Here is a 17,837-nt window from a genome sequence, read left to right as displayed (position 1 = left end):
GCGGCCACGGCGTCGGCGCGGCGGCGCGACAGGCCCATGTTGTACTGCGGCGTGCCGGAGCGGTCGGCGTGGCCGGCCACCTCGATGCGGGTCGAACCCGTGCTACGCGCGTTCTGCGCCGCCTCGGCGATGATCTGCCGGGCACGGTCCGTCAGGTTGTAACGGTCCCAGTCGAAGAACACGAGGTAGGTGCGGGCGGCGGTCTGGGTCGGCGCCGGGGTGGGGGCCAAGGCGGCCACGGGCGCCGGCGGGGTCCACAGCGCGTAGCGCAGGCCCAGCATCGCGGAGTGGTTGAAGTTGTCGTACTTGATGTCGTAGGTGCGGTCGATCGAACGGCCGGCCGCGCTGGCTGTGACGGTGGTGGAGAGCCTGTTCGAGAGCGTGCCGAAGAAGCGGTACTCGGCCGTCACGGCGAGGCCGGGCACGGCGCGGACCGGGAAGGCCAGGCCGGCCATGGCCTGGTAGGCGAAGTCGCCATCCGTGTCGTCGCTGCGGACCTGGGCCCTGGCATTCAGGTCGCTGGTGTTGAGGTTGATCTGGGGGATGGCGTTGGCCGGCAGCTGCGCCCGCTGTTCCGCCGTCAGGTTGGCGAGGAAGCGGCTTTGCAGCTCGCTGTTGACACGGCTGACGACGCGGTCCGCCAGCCCGGCGGGCGCCGTGGCGTCGATGGAGCCGGACAGGCCGCGATGGCTGGTCCAGGCATAGCCGACGCCGACGCCGATATAGGGCATCAGGGCGCTGGACGAGATGCCGTAGCTGCTCAGGTCGAAATCGTAATAGGCATTCGCCATGATGCCGTAGGTATCGGCGCTGCCCTTGGCGCGCGGCAGGCGGTAGCCGGCGATCGTGTAGCGGTCGAGTTCGTTGGAGCGGTAGTTGCCCTCGATCTCCAGCCGCAGCCCATTGCCGAAGCCCCAGCCGACGCTGCCCAGCCCGGCCCAGCCCAGGTTGAAATCCGTGCGGATCTCGCGCGACAGGCCGCTCTGGGCCAGGGTGCGGCCGATTGCGCCGCCGATATTGCCGCTGTTGGGGTCATGGAAGTTCAGGCCGGCGGCGCCGCCCAGATAGAGGCCGGTTACGGGCTGCGCCAGGGCGGCGCCGGGGGCCAGGAAAAGCGTCGAGCATAGAAGACGTCGCCAGAAGGCCATGAAGGCTCCCTTCAGCGGCATAGCCACTGGTTGGTTGTGATGCGGCAATTACAACCATGAAGGGATGTGTCTTTGAAATACACGCCTTGATAGAAAGCGTTAAGGAAACGACCCGCCGGGCATCTGTCACGGAGGAGTGATGCTTTCGGGGAACACCTTCCCCGACGGGGAAGGTGTTCCGGGACCGTTCAGACCACGCGCAGGAGGGGGCGCGCGGTGCGGGCCAGGCTCTGGTAGAGGCTGACATAGTCCTCCGCCATGCGGCGGGCGGTAAAGCGCTCCTCGAAGCGACGGCGGATTCGCGCGCGGGAGAGCTCCGGCAGACGCCGGATGGCGGCGACGGCCTCTTCCTCGTTCTGGACGATGAAGCCGGTGACCCCGTCCTCGATCACCTCCGGCACGGAGCCGTGGTTGTAGGCGATGACGGGGGTGCCGCAGGCCATGGCCTCGATCATCACCAGGCCGAAGGGCTCGGGCCAGTCGATCGGGACGAGGAGCGCCCGGGCGCCGGACAGGAAGTCCGGCTTCTGCCCGTCACAGATCTCGCCGATGAACTCGACATGCACCTGGGCGACCAGGGGCTCGATGTGCTGCGCATAGTATTCCGCGTCGGCCTTGTCGACCTTGGCGGCGATCTTCAGCGGCAGGCCGGCTTCGGCGGCGATGCGGATGGCGCGGTCCGGGCGCTTCTCCGGCGCGATGCGGCCGAGGAAGGCGAGGTAGCCGGGCTCCGCGTCACGTGGGGTGAGCAGGTCCTTCGGCAGGCCGTGGTGGATGGTGGCGGCCCAGCCGGCCTGGGGCAGCGGGGCACGCTGAGAGTCGGAGATCGAGACCACCGGCGCGTCCGGGAAGGCGTCGAAGATCGGGCCCAGCTCCGGCAGGTCGAGGCGGCCGTGCAGGGTCGTCCCCCAGGGCACCTCCTGCCGGCTGAACAGGGAGAAGGGCAGGTAGTCCAGGTGGAAGTGCAGCAGGTCGAACTCATGGGCGCGGCGCAGGACCTGTTCCAGCATCAGGGCATGGGGGGCCATGGGGTCGCGGACCGAGGGATCGAGGCGCAGGGCCTGGGGCCGCATGGGGACAAGCGTGGCGCTGGTCTGGGAATCGCCGCTGGCGAAGAGCGTCACGTCATGGCCCAGGGCCACCAGTTCCTCGGTCAGGAACGAGACGACACGCTCCGTGCCACCATAGCGCTTCGGCGGAACGGCTTCGTACAACGGGGCGATCTGCGCGATACGCATTCCGGTGGCTCTCCTTCTCGTGGCTTCAGGGACATCCTCCCTTCCGGATCCCGGACTGCCCCCCGTTTGTGTCCATTTCGGGGGTTTTTCGGGGGGCTTTCGTGGTGGCTCCCGCCCGGATGGTCCCCTCCGCGCCGCTGCCCGGGCAGGACCTGACCCCACCAACGATTTAACTGTGACCGGAATGGGGCAGCCGTACCAAAACTCCGCCAGAAACCAGGGCTGAACTCAGCGTTGTTAGTTTCACACCACGATCCGCTGGCGGGGTTCCCGTTGCTCCGGGTGCCCCGAACCGCGGGCAGGGAGGACGGGGTCCGAGACACGGTGTCGTGACCCGTTTCGGGAAGGGAGGCTTCATGGCCGATCTCCGAGTCATCAAGAACATGCAGGCGCCCCGGGGCACCTTTCCGGGGCCCTCCGCGGAGGCCGAGGCGGAGGGAACGGAGGCGCTGCTGCGCTACCAGACCCGGCCCATGGGCTTTCTGTTCCGCTACATCCGGAAACGCGGGCCGGCGCATGCCATGGTGCTGCTCTCGGTGGTGCTGGCCGTGGCCTGTTCCGTGGGCACGCAATACGCCATGAAGGGACTGGTGGACGCAATGTCCGGCGGGCCCGCCGCCATGGCGGCGGTCTGGGTGGCGCTGGCGATGCTGGGCGCGGTGATCGCCGCCGACAACCTGCTGTGGCGGGTGGGCGGCTGGATCTCCACCACCGCCTTCACGGGGGTGACGGGGGACCTGCGGAGCGACCTGTTCCGCCACCTCTCCGGCCATGCACCGGATTATTTCGTGGACCGTTCGCCGGGCGTACTGGCCAGCCGGATCAGCGCGACCTCGAACGCCGCCTGGACGGTGATCTCCACCTTCACGTGGAACACGCTGCCGCCGACCATCGCGGTGATCTTCTCGATCGCCCTGCTGGCCAGCGTGGACGTGTCCATGGCGCTGGTGATCGTGAGCATCGCCGGCGGGATGGCCTATCTGCTGACGCGGCTAGCGGCGAAGGGCAGGCCGCTGCACATGGACTATGCCGAGAAGGCCGCCGCCGTGGATGGCGAGCTGGTCGATGTCGTGCAGAACATGAACATCGTGCGGGCCTTCGGCTCCATCCTGCGGGAAAGGGCGCGCTTCGCCCGGCAGGTGCAGAGCGAGGTGAACGCCCGCAAGCGCAGCCTGCGCTACATCGAGAAGCTGCGGCTGGCCCATGCGGTGATGACCGCGGCGCTGACCATCGGGCTGTTGTTCTGGGCGATCAGCCTGTGGCAGGCCGGGCGGGCCAGCACGGGCGATGTGGTGATGATCTGCTCGCTGGGCTTCACCATCCTGCACGGGACGCGCGACCTGGCGGTGGCTCTGGTGGAGATGACCCAGCACGTGGCGCGGCTGTCCGAGGCGGTGTCCACCCTGCTGGTGCCGCATGCCCTGCCGGATGCCAAGGATGCAGGGCCGCTGCGGGTGCGCGGCGGGCGGATCGACTTCCACGACGTGCGCTTCTCCTATCCGGGGCGCGGGCCGGTGCTGCGGGGCTTCGACCTCGCCATCCAGCCGGGCGAGCGGATCGGGCTGGTCGGGCGCTCGGGCGCCGGCAAGTCCACCGTGCTGACGCTGTTGCAGCGCTTCACCAAGGCGCAGGGCGGGCAGGTGCTGATCGACGGGCAGGAGATCGGGGCGGTGACGCAGAAGAGCCTGTCCGACGCCATCGCGGTGGTGCCGCAGGACGTGTCGCTGTTCCAGCGCTCGATCCTGGAGAACATCCGCTACGGCAAGCCGGAGGCGACGGACGAGGAGGTGCTGGCGGCGGCCGAGGCGGCCAATTGCCGGGACTTCATCGAGGCGCTGCCGGAGGGCTTCGGCACCGAGGTCGGCCAGCGGGGCGTGCGGCTGTCCGGCGGGCAGAGGCAGCGGCTGGCGATCGCCCGGGCGTTGCTGAAGGACGCGCCGATCCTGTTGCTGGACGAGGCGACCTCCGCGCTGGACAGCGAGTCCGAGGTGGCGGTGCAGACCGCGCTGGAGCGGCTGATGCAGGGGCGGACGGTGATCGCCGTGGCGCACCGGCTGGCGACGCTGCAGAATTTCGACCGGATCGTGGTCATGGATGCCGGCAAGGTGGTCGAGCATGGCGCGCCGGACGTGCTGGCGCGGCAGGCGGGCATCTACCGCGACCTGCTGACCACCCAGGGCATGCTGGCCGCGGGGGCGCCGGCCGAGAAGGTCAGCGCCGCGGCCTGAGGCTGGGTGTGGCGATGATCGGCGCCCGCCTGCGGAGCCTGCGCCATCGGATGGAGGAGGGATGGGAGAAGATCCTTTCCTCCCCGGGCGGGCCGGGCAGGGTGGCCCGGGGGATCGGAGCCGGAGCCTTCGCGGCCATGTTGCCCGCCTTCGGGCTGCATCTCGTGCTGGCGGCCGTGCTGGGGTTCCTGCTGCGGGGCAGCATGGCAGCGGCGGGGGCGACCTGCGTGCTGCTGGGCAACCCGCTGACCCATGCCCTGCTGATCCCGACGGAATTCGCGCTGGGCCGCTTCGTGCTGCAACGTGAGGTCCACTCCCCGGTGCATTCCCCCGGCTTTGCCGGACACCTGCGGCTCGGCCACTGGCTGGAACTGGGGCTGCCCGCCTTGGAGGAACTGCTGGTGGGCGGCGTGCTGATCGGCATTCCGGTCGGGCTGGCCGCTTGGTTCGTGGCGCGCCGGGTGCTGTTGCGCCGGGCGGCGGCCCAGGGCGCTGGAGCCGTATCGCGGGGCTGACCTGCGTCGCCGGATGGATTCGGCAATGGACAGGGCGCGCGGGCGGGTGTAGAGGCCGCCCCTCACTCGCACCGATGGACGCGGGAGGCCCAGCCATGGGCCGCCCTACCGCGCGCCCCCGGTTCCTGGGGATGGAGTATCATGGCTAAGAAGATCGTCGGCTACATCAAGCTGCAGATCCCGGCCGGCAAGGCGAACCCGTCGCCGCCGGTCGGCCCCGCGCTGGGTCAGCGCGGCCTGAACATCATGCAGTTCGTCAAGGAGTTCAACGCGGCGACGCAGCAGATGGAGCCCGGCACCCCGACGCCGGTCGTCATCACCGCGTATTCCGACCGCACCTTCTCCTTCATCACGAAGACCCCGCCCAACACCTACTTCCTGCTGAAGGCGGCGAAGCTGGACAAGGGCTCGCAGACTCCCGGCAAGGGTGGCGCGGTGGGCCGCGTGACCAAGTCGCAGCTGCGCGAGATCGCGGCGGTGAAGATGAAGGACATGAACTGCCAGGACGTGGAGGCCGCGGTGAGCATGCTCGCCGGTTCCGCCCGTTCCATGGGCATGATCGTGGCGGAGGGCTGAACCGATGGCCGGCAAGCGTCTGAAGAAGCTCGTCGAGGGTCTGGACCTCGAGAAGTCCTACGCGCTGGAGGAGGCGATCCGCCTCGCCAAGGCGAATGCGACCGCCAAGTTCGACGAGACCGTCGAGATCTCGATGAACCTGGGCATCGACCCGCGCCATGCGGACCAGATGGTCCGTGGTGTGGTCGGCCTGCCGAACGGCACCGGCAAGACGGTGCGCGTGGGTGTCTTCGCCCGCGGTCCCAAGGCCGAGGAGGCCCAGGCGGCCGGTGCGGACGTGGTGGGCGCCGAGGACCTGGCCGAGCAGGTGCAGGCGGGCAACATCAATTTCGACCGCTGCATCGCGACCCCGGACATGATGGCCCTGGTGGGGCGCCTGGGTAAGATCCTGGGCCCGCGCGGCCTGATGCCGAACCCGAAGCTCGGCACCGTGACCATGGACGTCAAGGGCGCCGTGACGGCGGCCAAGGCGGGCCAGGTGGAGTTCCGCGCCGAGAAGGCCGGCATCGTGCATGCCGGCATCGGCAAGGCCTCCTTCGAGGAGGGCAAGCTGCTGGAGAACGCGCGCGCCTTCATCGATGCGATCCAGAAGGCCCGTCCGACGGGTGCCAAGGGAACCTATGTGAGGAAGGTCGCCCTGAGCTCCTCCATGGGCCCGGGCCTGAAGGTGGACGTGGCCTCGCTGGCCTCCGCCTAAGAGATACGCCTTCCTCTCGAAGGGGAGGGCGGACAGGGCGGGGCCTTCGGGACCCGCCCGAACCTGTCGGAAACCGTAGGTGGCCCATCCGGGCCTTGATGCGGCCAGGCCGCGCCAACGGTAGACGGGGCGTCAAATCGATCTGTTTCCCGGGGCCCGAGGGCACCGGGCAAGGCTCGGCTTGGCTTTCCGGCTTACTGGCAGGCGAAGAGGGTGCGGCGGGTGCCGTGCCCTCGCGTGAACCGCCGGAGCCCTTCCAAAAGGCTTTCCGGCTTTCGTTTGGAGACGGAGTTGGACCGTACGGAGAAGCGCGAGTTCGTCGCGACCCTCGCCGGCGTGTTCGCCGAGACCTCCTTCGTCCTGGTCGCCCAGAACAAGGGCATGACCGTGGCCGAGGTGAGCGAGCTGCGGCGTCGCATGCGCGGTGCGGGCGCGACCTACAAGGTCGCGAAGAACCGCCTGGCCGGCCTCGCCCTCGACGGAACCCGCTTCCAGGGCATCCAGCCGCTGCTGAAGGGTCCGACCGCGCTTGCGTGGTCGAAGGACCCGGTGGCCGTGGCGAAGACCGCCGTGGAATTCGCCAAGACGAACGATAAGTTCGTGATCCTGGGTGGTGCCCTCGGCACGCAGACCCTGGCCCTGGACGGGGTCAAGGCACTGGCCGAGCTGCCCTCCCTGGAAACGCTGCGTGCGCAGCTCGTGGGTCTCATCCAGACCCCGGCGACGCGCATCGCAGGCGTGCTGCAGGCTCCGGCCGGGCAGCTGGCGCGGGTGTTCGGGGCGTATGCCAAGAAGGACGAGGCGGAAGCCGCCTAACGCGTACCGGCCTGTCCGGTTGCCGCAAGGGCGCCGGGCGGGTCTTGCAAAGACCAAGCCAAGCCACTAGATCGAAGGACATACGAATATGGCTGATCTCGCCAAGCTGGTTGACGAGCTGTCGACCCTCACGGTTCTCGAGGCCGCTGAGCTTTCCAAGATGCTCGAGGAGAAGTGGGGCGTTTCCGCCGCTGCGCCGGTTGCCGTGGCTGCCGCCCCGGCCGTTGGTGGCGCCGCTGCCGCCCCTGCCGAGGAGCAGACCGAGTTCACCGTGACCCTGGCCTCCGCCGGCGACAAGAAGATCAACGTCATCAAGGAGATCCGCACGATCACCGGTCTCGGCCTGAAGGAGGCCAAGGATCTGGTCGAGGGCGCGCCGAAGGTGATCAAGGAGGCCGCGTCCAAGGACGAGGCCGAGAAGATCAAGAAGGTGCTCGAGGAGAACGGTGCCAAGGTTGAGGTCAAGTAAGACCTTTCAACCGGCACGCTGCCGGGGCTACGGTGCCGGCGGCGGACTGAGTATTTGAGCGGTAGGGGCGGAATTCCGAAGACAGTCGGAGTCCCGCCCTTGCCTGCGTTTCCCTGGACCAGTCCCTGTCGCGGGCTGGTCCTGGCAAACGCGGGGCACGACACAGGTGCACCCCGGCCGGGGGGAGGGGGCGTCCCAGGACGCCACCTTGGCCCCGGCCGGAGACAGAAGGAAGCAGGGCGCGCATGAACGCTATCGCAAAGTCGTTCGGGGGCAAGGGGCTGACTGGCCGGAAGCGCATCCGCAAATCCTTCGGGCGGCTGCCCGAAGTGGCGCCGATGCCGAACCTGATCGACGTGCAGCGGGCCTCCTACGAGGCCTTCCTCCAGATGGGCGTGGACCCGGATGTCCGGAGCCAGGCCGGGCTGCAGGAAGTGTTCAAGTCCGTGTTCCCGATCGACGATTTCGCGGGGCGCGGCCGGCTGGAGTTCGTGCAGTACGAGCTCGAGGAGCCGAAATACGATGTCGAGGAGTGCATGCAGCGCGGCCTGACCTTTGCCGCGCCGCTGAAGGTCCGCCTGCGCCTGATCGTCTGGGACATCGACGAGGACACCGGTTCCCGCTCCGTCCGCGACATCAAGGAGCAGGATGTCTACATGGGCGACATGCCGCTCATGACGGACAACGGCACCTTCATCATCAACGGCACCGAGCGCGTCATCGTCTCGCAGATGCACCGTTCGCCGGGCGTCTTCTTCGACCATGACAAGGGCAAGACGCATTCCAGCGGCAAGTACCTCTTCGCCGCGCGCGTGATCCCCTATCGCGGCTCCTGGCTCGACTTCGAGTTTGATGCCAAGGACATCTGCTATGTCCGCATCGACCGGAAGCGCAAGCTGCCGGCCTCGACGCTGCTCTATGCGCTGGATTCCTCGCGCACCGAGGCGCTGCGGGCCGAGCGGCAGGGCGACCTCGACTCTTCCGAGGTGCGGGGCATGGATGCCGAGGAGATCCTCGGCACCTTCTACGGCAAGGTGGTGTTCACGCGCGGCCCCAAGGGCTGGTCGCGTCCCTTCGTGCCGGAGAGCTTCCGCGGCGTGAAGCTGCTGGAGGATCTGGTCGACGCCGACAGCGGCAAGACGGTCGCGACGCGCGACACCAAGATGACGCCGCGCCTGGCCCGCAAGATCGCCGAGGAGGGGACCAGGGAGGTCCTGGTCGGCCGGGTGGACCTGATCGGCCGCTTCCTGTCCGATGACTTGGTGGACCTCAACACCGGCGAGATCCATGGCGAGGCCGGCGAGGAGCTGACCGAGGCGAAGCTGACCGCCATCGAGGATGCGGGCTATGACAGCCTGCCGACGCTGGCCATCGACCAGCAGGTCGGCCCCTGGATGCGCAACACGATCGCGGTGGACAAGGCCACCAACCGCGACGAGGCGCTGATGGACATCTATCGCGTCATGCGGCCGGGCGAGCCGCCGACGCCGGAGACGGCCGAGGCGCTGTTCCGTGGCCTGTTCTTCGATCCGGAGCGCTATGACCTCTCGGCCGTGGGCCGGGTGAAGATGAACATGCGCCTGGGCTTCAGCCTGCAGGACGTGCCCGACACGCAGCGGACGCTGCGCAAGCAGGACATCCTGGCGACGCTGAAGACCCTGCTGGAGCTGAAGGACGGCAAGGGCCAGATCGACGACATCGACAACCTCGGCAACCGCCGGGTGCGTTCGGTCGGCGAGCTGATGGAGAACCAGTACCGCGTCGGCCTGCTGCGGATGGAGCGCGCGATCAAGGAGCGGATGGGGTCGGTCGACATCGACACCGTGATGCCGCACGACCTGATCAACGCGAAGCCGGCGGCGGCGGCGGTGCGGGAGTTCTTCGGCTCCTCGCAGCTGTCGCAGTTCATGGACCAGACCAACCCGCTCTCCGAGGTGACGCACAAGCGCCGCCTGAGCGCGCTTGGCCCGGGCGGCCTGACGCGCGAGCGCGCGGGCTTCGAGGTGCGCGACGTGCACCCGACGCATTACGGCCGCATCTGCCCGATCGAGACGCCGGAAGGCCCGAATATCGGCCTGATCAACAGCCTCGCCACCTTCGCCAAGGTGAACAAGTACGGCTTCATCGAGACGCCGTACCAGATGGTGCAGGACGGCAAGATCGTCGGCGAGCCGCGCTACCTCTCCGCCATGGAGGAGGAGAAGCTCGTGGTCGCCCAGGCGGATGCCGAGGTGGACCGTGACACGGGCGAGTTCCGCTCCGAGCTGGTGAGCGTGCGCCAGAGCGGCGACTTCCGGCTGGTGAAGCCCGAGGAGGTGACGGCGATCGACGTGTCGCCGAAGCAGCTCGTCTCGGTGGCCGCGGCGCTGATCCCGTTCCTGGAGAACGACGACGCCAACCGCGCGCTCATGGGCTCGAACATGATGCGGCAGGCGGTGCCGCTGGTGAAGTCGGACGCGCCGCTGGTGGGCACGGGCATGGAGGCCGCGGTGGCGCGGGATTCCGGCGCGACCATCGTGGCCCGGCGCGACGGCGTCATCGACAGCATCGACGGCGCGCGCATCGTGGTGCGGGCGACGGCCGAGGACGGCACGACCAAGGGTGTGGACATCTACCGCCTGCGGAAGTTCCAGCGTTCCAACCAGAGCACCTGCATCAACCAGCGCCCGCTGGTGAAGGTGGGCGACCGGGTGCAGGCGGGCGACATCATCGCCGACGGCCCTTCCACGGAGCTGGGCGAGCTGGCGCTGGGCCGCAACGTCATGTGCGCCTTCATGCCCTGGAACGGCTACAACTTCGAGGACTCGATCCTCATCTCCGAGCGGATCGCGCGGGACGACGTGTTCACGTCGATCCATATCGACGAGTTCGAGGTGATGGCCCGCGACACCAAGCTGGGCCAGGAGGAGATCACCCGCGACATCCCGAATGTCGGCGAGGAGGCCCTGCGCAACCTCGACGAGGCGGGCATCGTCTATGTCGGTGCCGAGGTGAACCCGGGCGACATCCTGGTCGGCAAGGTGACGCCAAAGGGCGAGAGCCCGATGACGCCGGAGGAGAAGCTGCTCCGCGCCATCTTCGGCGAGAAGGCCTCCGATGTGCGCGACACCTCGCTGCGCCTGCCGCCAGGTGTCTCGGGCACGATCGTGGACGTGCGCGTCTTCTCCCGCCGCGGCGTGGACAAGGACGAGCGCGCCATGGCGATCGAGCGCGCCGAGATCGAGCGGCTGGCCAAGGACCGCGATGACGAGCGGGCCATCCAGGAGCGTTCGTTCCACTCGCGGCTGCGCGAGAAGCTGCTGAACCGCAAGGCGTCGGGCGGCTTCCGGGGCGTCAAGGCGGGCACGGTCATCACCGACGAGGTGCTGAACGAGTTCGCCAAGGTGACATGGCGCCAGATCGGCGTGGCCGACGACGCGGTGATGGCGGAGATCGAGGCGCTGAAGCGCGAGTTCGACGCCGCCGTGGAGCGCCTGCAGAAGCGCTTCGAGAGCAAGGTCGAGAAGCTGCAGCGCGGCGACGAGCTGCCGCCCGGCGTGATGAAGATGGTCAAGGTCTTCGTCGCGGTGAAGCGGAAGCTGCAGCCGGGCGACAAGATGGCCGGCCGCCACGGCAACAAGGGCGTGGTCTCCCGCGTCGTGCCGATCGAGGACATGCCGTTCCTCGAGGATGGACGCGCGGTGGATCTGGTGCTGAACCCGCTGGGCGTGCCGTCGCGCATGAACATCGGCCAGATCCTGGAGACGCATCTGGGCTGGGCCTGCGCCAACCTGGGCCGCCAGGTGGGCGAGCTGGTGGAGGACTATCGCCGGGCGGGTGCTGCGCGCGACGCGCTGGTCGCCAAGCTGCGCGAGGTCTATGGCGACGAGATCGTCGACGAGCAGGTCGCGGAGATGACCGAGGACCAGCTCATCGAGCTCGGCGACAACCTGTCGAAGGGCATTCCCATCGCGACGCCGGTCTTCGACGGTGCGCGCATCTCCGACATCGAGACGATGCTGGTGAAGGCGGGGATGCCGACCTCCGGGCAGATGCAGCTGATCGACGGGCGTTCGGGCGAGCCGTTCGAGCGCAAGACGACGGTCGGCTACATCTACATGCTGAAGCTGCACCACCTGGTGGACGACAAGATCCACGCCCGTTCCATCGGCCCCTACTCGCTCGTCACCCAGCAGCCGCTGGGTGGCAAGGCGCAGTTCGGCGGCCAGCGCTTCGGCGAGATGGAGGTCTGGGCGCTGGAAGCCTATGGCGCCGCCTATACGCTGCAGGAGATGCTGACGGTGAAGTCGGACGATGTGTCCGGCCGCACCAAGGTCTATGAGGCGATCGTCCGCGACCAGGACAGCTTCGAGGCCGGCATCCCCGAGAGCTTCAACGTTCTGACCAAGGAGCTGAAGAGCCTGGGCCTGAACGTGGACCTCGAGAACCGCGGCAACTGAGCCACTGAGAGGATCGCGCCGGCCCCCGCCAGCGGGGCCGGCCGCTGATTTCGCGGCGGCGCGCCCCCACCGCCGCAGGCTGGACGAGAAGGAAGGCCCATGAACGAGCTGATGAAGATCCTTGGCCAGACCGGCCAGGCTGTGAGCTTCGACCAGATCAAGATCACCATCGCGTCGCCGGAGCAGATCCGCTCCTGGTCCTATGGCGAGATCAAGAAGCCCGAGACGATCAACTACCGTACCTTCAAGCCCGAGCGGGACGGGCTGTTCTGCGCGCGCATCTTCGGTCCGATCAAGGACTACGAGTGCCTGTGCGGCAAGTACAAGCGGATGAAGTTCCGCGGCATCATCTGCGAGAAGTGCGGCGTCGAGGTGACGCTGGCCAAGGTGCGCCGCGAGCGCATGGGCCATATCGAGCTGGCCTCGCCGGTCGCGCATATCTGGTTCATGAAGTCGCTGCCCTCGCGCGTCGGCCTGATGGTCGACATGTCGCTGAAGGAGCTGGAGAAGGTCCTCTACTTCGAGTCCTATGTGGTGCTGGAGCCGGGTCTGACCGACCTCAAGCTGCACCAGCTCCTCACCGAGGACCAGTACCAGAACAAGATGGACGAGTTCGGCGAGGACGCCTTCTCCGTCGGCATCGGGGCCGAGGCGGTCAAGCAGATGCTGACCGGCATCGACCTGGGCAAGGAGAGCGCGACGCTGCGCGCCGAGCTGAAGGAGACCTCCTCCGAGGCCAAGCGCAAGAAGTACGTCAAGCGGCTGAAGCTGATCGAGAGCTTCGCCGAGGGCGGCGCGCGGCCGGAGTGGATGATCCTGGACGTGGTGCCGGTGATCCCGCCCGAGCTGCGCCCGCTGGTGCCGCTGGACGGTGGCCGCTTCGCCACCTCCGACCTGAATGACCTGTACCGCCGCGTCATCAACCGCAACAACCGCCTGAAGCGGCTGATCGAGCTGCGCGCCCCCGACATCATCGTGCGCAACGAGAAGCGCATGCTGCAGGAGGCGGTGGACGCGCTGTTCGACAACGGCCGGCGCGGGCGGGCGATCACGGGCGCCAACAAGCGGCCGTTGAAGTCGCTCTCCGACATGCTGAAGGGCAAGCAGGGCCGGTTCCGGCAGAACCTGCTGGGCAAGCGCGTCGACTATTCCGGCCGTTCGGTGATCGTGGTGGGTCCCGAGCTGAAGCTGCACCAGTGCGGCCTGCCGAAGAAGATGGCGCTGGAGCTGTTCAAGCCCTTCATCTACTCGAAGCTCGAGAAGTACGGCCACGCCACCACCATCAAGGCCGCCAAGCGGATGGTGGAGAAGGAGCGTCCCGAGGTGTGGGACATCCTGGAGGAGGTGATCCGCGAGCATCCGGTGATGCTGAACCGGGCGCCGACGCTGCACCGCCTGGGCATCCAGGCCTTCGAGCCGACGCTGGTCGAGGGCAAGGCGATCCAGCTGCACCCGCTGGTCTGCACCGCCTTCAACGCCGACTTCGACGGCGACCAGATGGCCGTGCACGTGCCGCTGAGCCTGGAGGCCCAGCTGGAAGCGCGCGTGCTGATGATGTCCACCAACAACATCCTCAGCCCCGCCAACGGCAAGCCGATCATCGTGCCGTCGCAGGACATCGTGCTCGGCATCTACTACCTGAGCCTGGAAACGCCGGAGTTCCGTGCCTCGGCCGACAAGGCCGAGTATGACGCGGACGGGCGGCTGGCGAAGGCCGGCCCGCCGGTCTTCGCCGACCTGGGCGAGCTGGAGCAGGCCCTGGCGGCCGGCAGCATCACGCTGCACACCAAGATCCTGGCGCGGCGCAAGACGATGCGCCCGGACGGGTCGGTGGTGAAGGAGCGGGTGGTGACCACGCCGGGCCGGATGATGATCGGCGCGCTGCTGCCGCTGCATCCCAGCCTGCCCTATGCGCTGGTGAACCGTCAGCTGACGAAGAAGAACGTCTCCGACGTGATCGACGCGGTGTACCGCCATTGCGGCCAGAAGGAGAGCGTGATCTTCGCCGACCGGCTGATGGGCCTGGGCTTCCGCAACGCGGCCAAGGCGGGCATCTCCTTCGGCAAGGACGACATGGTCATCCCCGACAGCAAGGGGGAGATGATCGACCGCACCAAGGCCGAGGTGAAGGAGTTCGAGCAGCAGTATCTCGACGGCCTGATCACCGCGGGCGAGCGCTACAACAAGGTGGTCGATGCCTGGTCGCGTGCCACCGAGGAGGTGGCGGGCGCCATGATGAAGGAGATCTCCAAGCAGGAGGTCGGCACGCCGACCAACTCGGTCTGGATGATGTCGCATTCCGGTGCCCGCGGTTCGCCGGCCCAGATGCGCCAGCTCGCCGGCATGCGCGGCCTGATGGCCAAGCCCTCGGGCGAGATCATCGAGCAGCCGATCATCGCGAACTTCAAGGAAGGCCTGTCGGTGCTGGAGTACTTCAACTCCACGCACGGCGCCCGCAAGGGCCTGGCCGACACCGCGCTGAAGACCGCGAACTCCGGCTACCTGACCCGCCGCCTGGTGGACGTGGCGCAGGACTGCATCATCGTGGACATCGATTGCGGGACCGAGCGCGGCATTACCGTGCGGGCCGTGATGGATGGCGGCGAGGTCGTCTCCTCGCTGTCCGAGCGGATCCTGGGCCGGACGGTGCAGCGCGAGATCGTGCATCCGGATACGGGCGAGGTTCTGGCCGAGCGGAACACGCTGGTCGAGGAGGCGCTCGCCGACCGGATCGAGAAGGCCGGGGTGGAGGAGGTCTATATCCGCTCCGTCCTGACCTGCGACAGCCGTTCGGGCGTCTGCGGCCACTGCTATGGCCGTGACCTGGCGCGCGGCACGCCGGTGAACGTGGGCGAGGCGGTCGGTGTGATCGCGGCCCAGTCGATCGGCGAGCCGGGCACGCAGCTGACCATGCGTACCTTCCACATCGGCGGCGCCGCCCAGCGCGGGGCGGAGCAGTCGGCGGTGGAGGCCACGACCGACGCCACGGTGCGGATCACCAACCTCTCGGTGGTGGAGAACAGCCAGGGCGCGCCGGTGGTGATGAGCCGCAACTGCGAGATCGTGCTCACGGACGGCCAGAACCGCGAGCGGGCGCGCTTCCGCGTGCCCTATGGCTCGCGCATCCTGGTGGCGGAGGGGGCGCAGGTCCAGCGCGGCCAGAAGCTGGCCGAGTGGGACCCCTTCACCCTGCCGATCATCACGGAGCGGGCCGGTTTCGTGGAATATGCCGACCTGATCGAGGGCATCACCCTGGTCGAGCGGCAGGACGAGGTGACCGGCCTCTCCTCCAAGGTGGTGGTGGACTACAAGGCCTCCTCCAAGGCCGACCTGCGCCCCCGCCTGATCCTGAAGGACGAGAAGGGCGGCGTGGTGAAGCTGCCGAACGGGGCCGAGGCGCGCTACTTCCTTTCGCCCGACACGATCCTGTCGGTGGACAATGGCGCGACGGTGCATGCCGGCGACGTCATCGCCCGCCTGCCGCGTGAATCCTCGAAGACCCGCGACATCACGGGCGGCCTGCCGCGCGTGGCGGAGCTGTTCGAGGCCCGCCGGCCGAAGGATGCCGCGATCATCAGCGACATCGACGGCCGGGTGGAATTCGGCAAGGATTACAAGGCGAAGCGCCGGATCATCGTGAAGCAGGACGTCCCCGACGGGGAGGCTCCGATCGAGCGCGAGTACCTGGTGCCGAAGGGCAAGCACGTCTCGGTGCAGGAGGGCGATTACGTCAAGGCCGGCGACCCGCTGGTGGACGGCCCCCGCGTGCCGCACGACATCCTGCGGGTGCTGGGTGTCGAGGCGCTGGCCAACTACCTCGTGAACGAGATCCAGGACGTCTATCGTCTCCAGGGCGTGAAGATCAACGACAAGCACATCGAGGTGATCGTTCGCCAGATGCTGCAGAAGGTCGAGATCCTGGAGCCGGGCGACACCACCTACCTGATCGGGGAGCAGGTGGACCGGATCGAGTTCGATATCGAGAACGAGCATCGCCTGCGGGCGAAGGAGCGGCCGGCCCGGGCGGAGCCGGTGCTGCAGGGCATCACCAAGGCGAGCCTGCAGACCAACTCCTTCATCTCCGCGGCCTCCTTCCAGGAGACCACCCGGGTGCTGACCGAGGCGGCGGTGGCCGGCAAGGTCGATACCCTGGCGGGCCTGAAGGAGAACGTGATCGTCGGCCGGCTGATCCCGGCGGGCACGGGCTCGGTGATGAACCGGCTGCGGGCGCTGGCCGCGCAGCGGGACAAGGGGCGCCTGCCGGCCTCGACTCCGGCTCTGACGGGCGGGAGCCAGGAAGCGGCCGAGTAGGGCCCGGGCAACCGCGTTCCATGCATGGCAGGGCCGGGACCTTCGGGTCCCGGCCCTGTCTGTTTCGGGGCGTTCTTGCTTGACTCTGGAGGGGGGGAGGGGTAGGTCTCCGCCCCTCGACGGGGCTCACGGGCCTCGAAGGTTTTGTTCTTGGACGACAGCTCTGCGCCGCCGAGGCTGCCCTGTGCTGGGGGCGAAGTTCGGGGGTGGGATGGTGGCCCGAGGGGTGCGAAGGATCGCGCTCTGTCGGGCCCGCTCGCATGGCGGGGCTGGCGGCCACTGGGACGGGTTCACGAAGGGGCGTCATGCCGACGATCAACCAGCTCATCGCCCAGGGGCGCGAGCCGAAGCCGAGCCGCAACAAGGTTCCTGCGCTGCAGGGCTGCCCGCAGAAGCGGGGTGTTTGCACTCGCGTCTACACCACCACGCCGAAGAAGCCGAACTCCGCGCTCCGTAAGGTGGCGAAGGTTCGCCTGACCAACGGCTACGAGGTGGTGAGCTACATCCCCGGCGAGGGGCACAACCTGCAGGAGCACTCCGTGGTCCTGATCCGTGGCGGCCGCGTGAAGGATCTTCCGGGCGTGCGCTACCACATCCTGCGCGGCGTGCTCGACACGCAGGGCATCGCGAAGCGTCGTCAGCGGCGTTCGCTCTACGGCGCGAAGCGTCCGAAGTAAGGGGCTGAGAGATGTCTCGTCGTCACAGCGCAGAAAAGCGCGAAGTCCTGCCGGACCCGAAGTTCGGCGACATCGTCCTCAGCCGTTTCATGAACGTGCTGATGTATGATGGCAAGAAGAGCACCGCCGAGGGCATCGTCTATGCGGCGATGGACACGCTGAAGCGCCGCGCCGGCGCCAATGCGGATCCCCTGCGCGTGTTCCATGAGGCGATGGATAACGTGAAGCCGGCCGTCGAGGTGCGTTCGCGCCGCGTCGGTGGTGCCACGTACCAGGTGCCGGTGGAGGTTCGTCCGGAGCGCCGTCAGGCCCTGGCGATCCGCTGGCTGATCGAGTCCGCGCGCAAGCGCGGCGAGAGCACGATGGAGGAGCGCCTCTCCGGCGAGCTGATGGACGCGGCCAACAACCGCGGCGCCGCCGTGAAGAAGCGTGAGGACACCCACCGGATGGCCGAAGCCAACAAGGCTTTCAGCCACTACCGCTGGTAACAGACACCCGATCTTTAGAGAGACACGACCATGGCGAAGGCGAAGTTCGAGCGGAACAAGCCGCACTGCAACATCGGCACGATCGGGCACGTTGACCACGGCAAGACATCGCTGACGGCGGCGATCACGAAGGTGCTGGCGAAGTCTGGTGGGGCGTCGTTCACGGCGTACGACCAGATCGACAAGGCGCCGGAGGAGCGTGCGCGCGGGATCACGATCTCGACGGCGCATGTGG

13 protein-coding genes are annotated in these 17,837 nt (G+C 68.0%); 11 read left to right on the top strand and 2 right to left on the bottom strand.

The genetic code is table 11. The annotated features are described in order from the left end of the window. Both ROTAS13_RS07190 and ROTAS13_RS07185 read right to left on the bottom strand, forming a co-directional pair. The coding region (locus tag ROTAS13_RS07190; RefSeq protein WP_083755426.1) for an OmpA family protein at window positions 1-1,148 on the bottom strand (1,148 nt) is incomplete at its 3' end. 188 nt (window positions 1,149-1,336) lie between these two features. After that, complete coding sequence (locus tag ROTAS13_RS07185) at window positions 1,337-2,386, bottom strand: glycosyltransferase family 4 protein (protein WP_075821935.1); 1,050 nt, start codon at window positions 2,384-2,386, stop codon at window positions 1,337-1,339. Window positions 2,387-2,742: 356 nt separating this feature from the next. On the opposite strand from ROTAS13_RS07185, the gene ROTAS13_RS07180 reads away from it, so the two are divergent. The 11 genes from ROTAS13_RS07180 to ROTAS13_RS07130 all read left to right on the top strand — a co-directional run. Beyond that, window positions 2,743-4,614, top strand: a complete 1,872-nt coding sequence (locus ROTAS13_RS07180; RefSeq protein ID WP_139323281.1) for an ABC transporter ATP-binding protein — start codon at window positions 2,743-2,745, stop codon at window positions 4,612-4,614. 14 nt (window positions 4,615-4,628) lie between these two features. Further along, window positions 4,629-5,129, top strand: a complete 501-nt coding sequence (locus ROTAS13_RS07175; RefSeq protein ID WP_019462391.1) for a DUF2062 domain-containing protein — start codon at window positions 4,629-4,631, stop codon at window positions 5,127-5,129. 141 nt (window positions 5,130-5,270) lie between these two features. Beyond that, a complete protein-coding gene (gene rplK, locus ROTAS13_RS07170) occupies window positions 5,271-5,705 on the top strand; it encodes a 50S ribosomal protein L11 (RefSeq protein ID WP_019462392.1) in 435 nt (144 codons plus the stop codon). A gap of 4 nt (window positions 5,706-5,709) precedes the next feature. Beyond that, on the top strand, window positions 5,710-6,402 hold the full coding sequence (gene rplA / locus ROTAS13_RS07165) for a 50S ribosomal protein L1 (protein ID WP_019462393.1): 693 nt from the start codon (window positions 5,710-5,712) through the stop codon (window positions 6,400-6,402). 291 nt (window positions 6,403-6,693) lie between these two features. After that, entirely contained in the window at window positions 6,694-7,218 is a 525-nt protein-coding gene (gene rplJ, locus ROTAS13_RS07160; RefSeq protein WP_026033431.1) for a 50S ribosomal protein L10, read from the top strand. A gap of 88 nt (window positions 7,219-7,306) precedes the next feature. After that, on the top strand, window positions 7,307-7,687 hold the full coding sequence (rplL, locus tag ROTAS13_RS07155; RefSeq protein ID WP_075821934.1) for a 50S ribosomal protein L7/L12: 381 nt from the start codon (window positions 7,307-7,309) through the stop codon (window positions 7,685-7,687). A gap of 245 nt (window positions 7,688-7,932) precedes the next feature. Beyond that, on the top strand, window positions 7,933-12,126 hold the full coding sequence (gene rpoB, locus ROTAS13_RS07150; protein WP_019462396.1) for a DNA-directed RNA polymerase subunit beta: 4,194 nt from the start codon (window positions 7,933-7,935) through the stop codon (window positions 12,124-12,126). A 99-nt stretch (window positions 12,127-12,225) separates the two neighbouring features. After that, a complete protein-coding gene (rpoC, locus tag ROTAS13_RS07145; RefSeq protein ID WP_019462397.1) occupies window positions 12,226-16,437 on the top strand; it encodes a DNA-directed RNA polymerase subunit beta' in 4,212 nt (1,403 codons plus the stop codon). Between the two features lie 305 nt (window positions 16,438-16,742). Beyond that, window positions 16,743-17,114 (top strand): 30S ribosomal protein S12, encoded by a 372-nt coding sequence (rpsL, locus tag ROTAS13_RS07140; protein WP_019462398.1) that lies wholly within the window; start codon window positions 16,743-16,745, stop codon window positions 17,112-17,114. An 11-nt stretch (window positions 17,115-17,125) separates the two neighbouring features. Further along, window positions 17,126-17,602 (top strand): 30S ribosomal protein S7, encoded by a 477-nt coding sequence (gene rpsG, locus ROTAS13_RS07135; protein ID WP_019462399.1) that lies wholly within the window; start codon window positions 17,126-17,128, stop codon window positions 17,600-17,602. A gap of 30 nt (window positions 17,603-17,632) precedes the next feature. Continuing rightward, window positions 17,633-17,837, top strand: a 205-nt coding sequence (locus ROTAS13_RS07130) for a GTP-binding protein (RefSeq protein ID WP_253187643.1), incomplete at its 3' end; no start/stop codon positions are given.

This window comes from Roseomonas sp. TAS13 (assembly GCF_001950415.1).
Taxonomy (GTDB): Bacteria; Pseudomonadota; Alphaproteobacteria; order Acetobacterales; family Acetobacteraceae; genus Roseomonas; species Roseomonas mucosa.
This window is presented reverse-complemented; position numbering and strand designations above follow the sequence as displayed.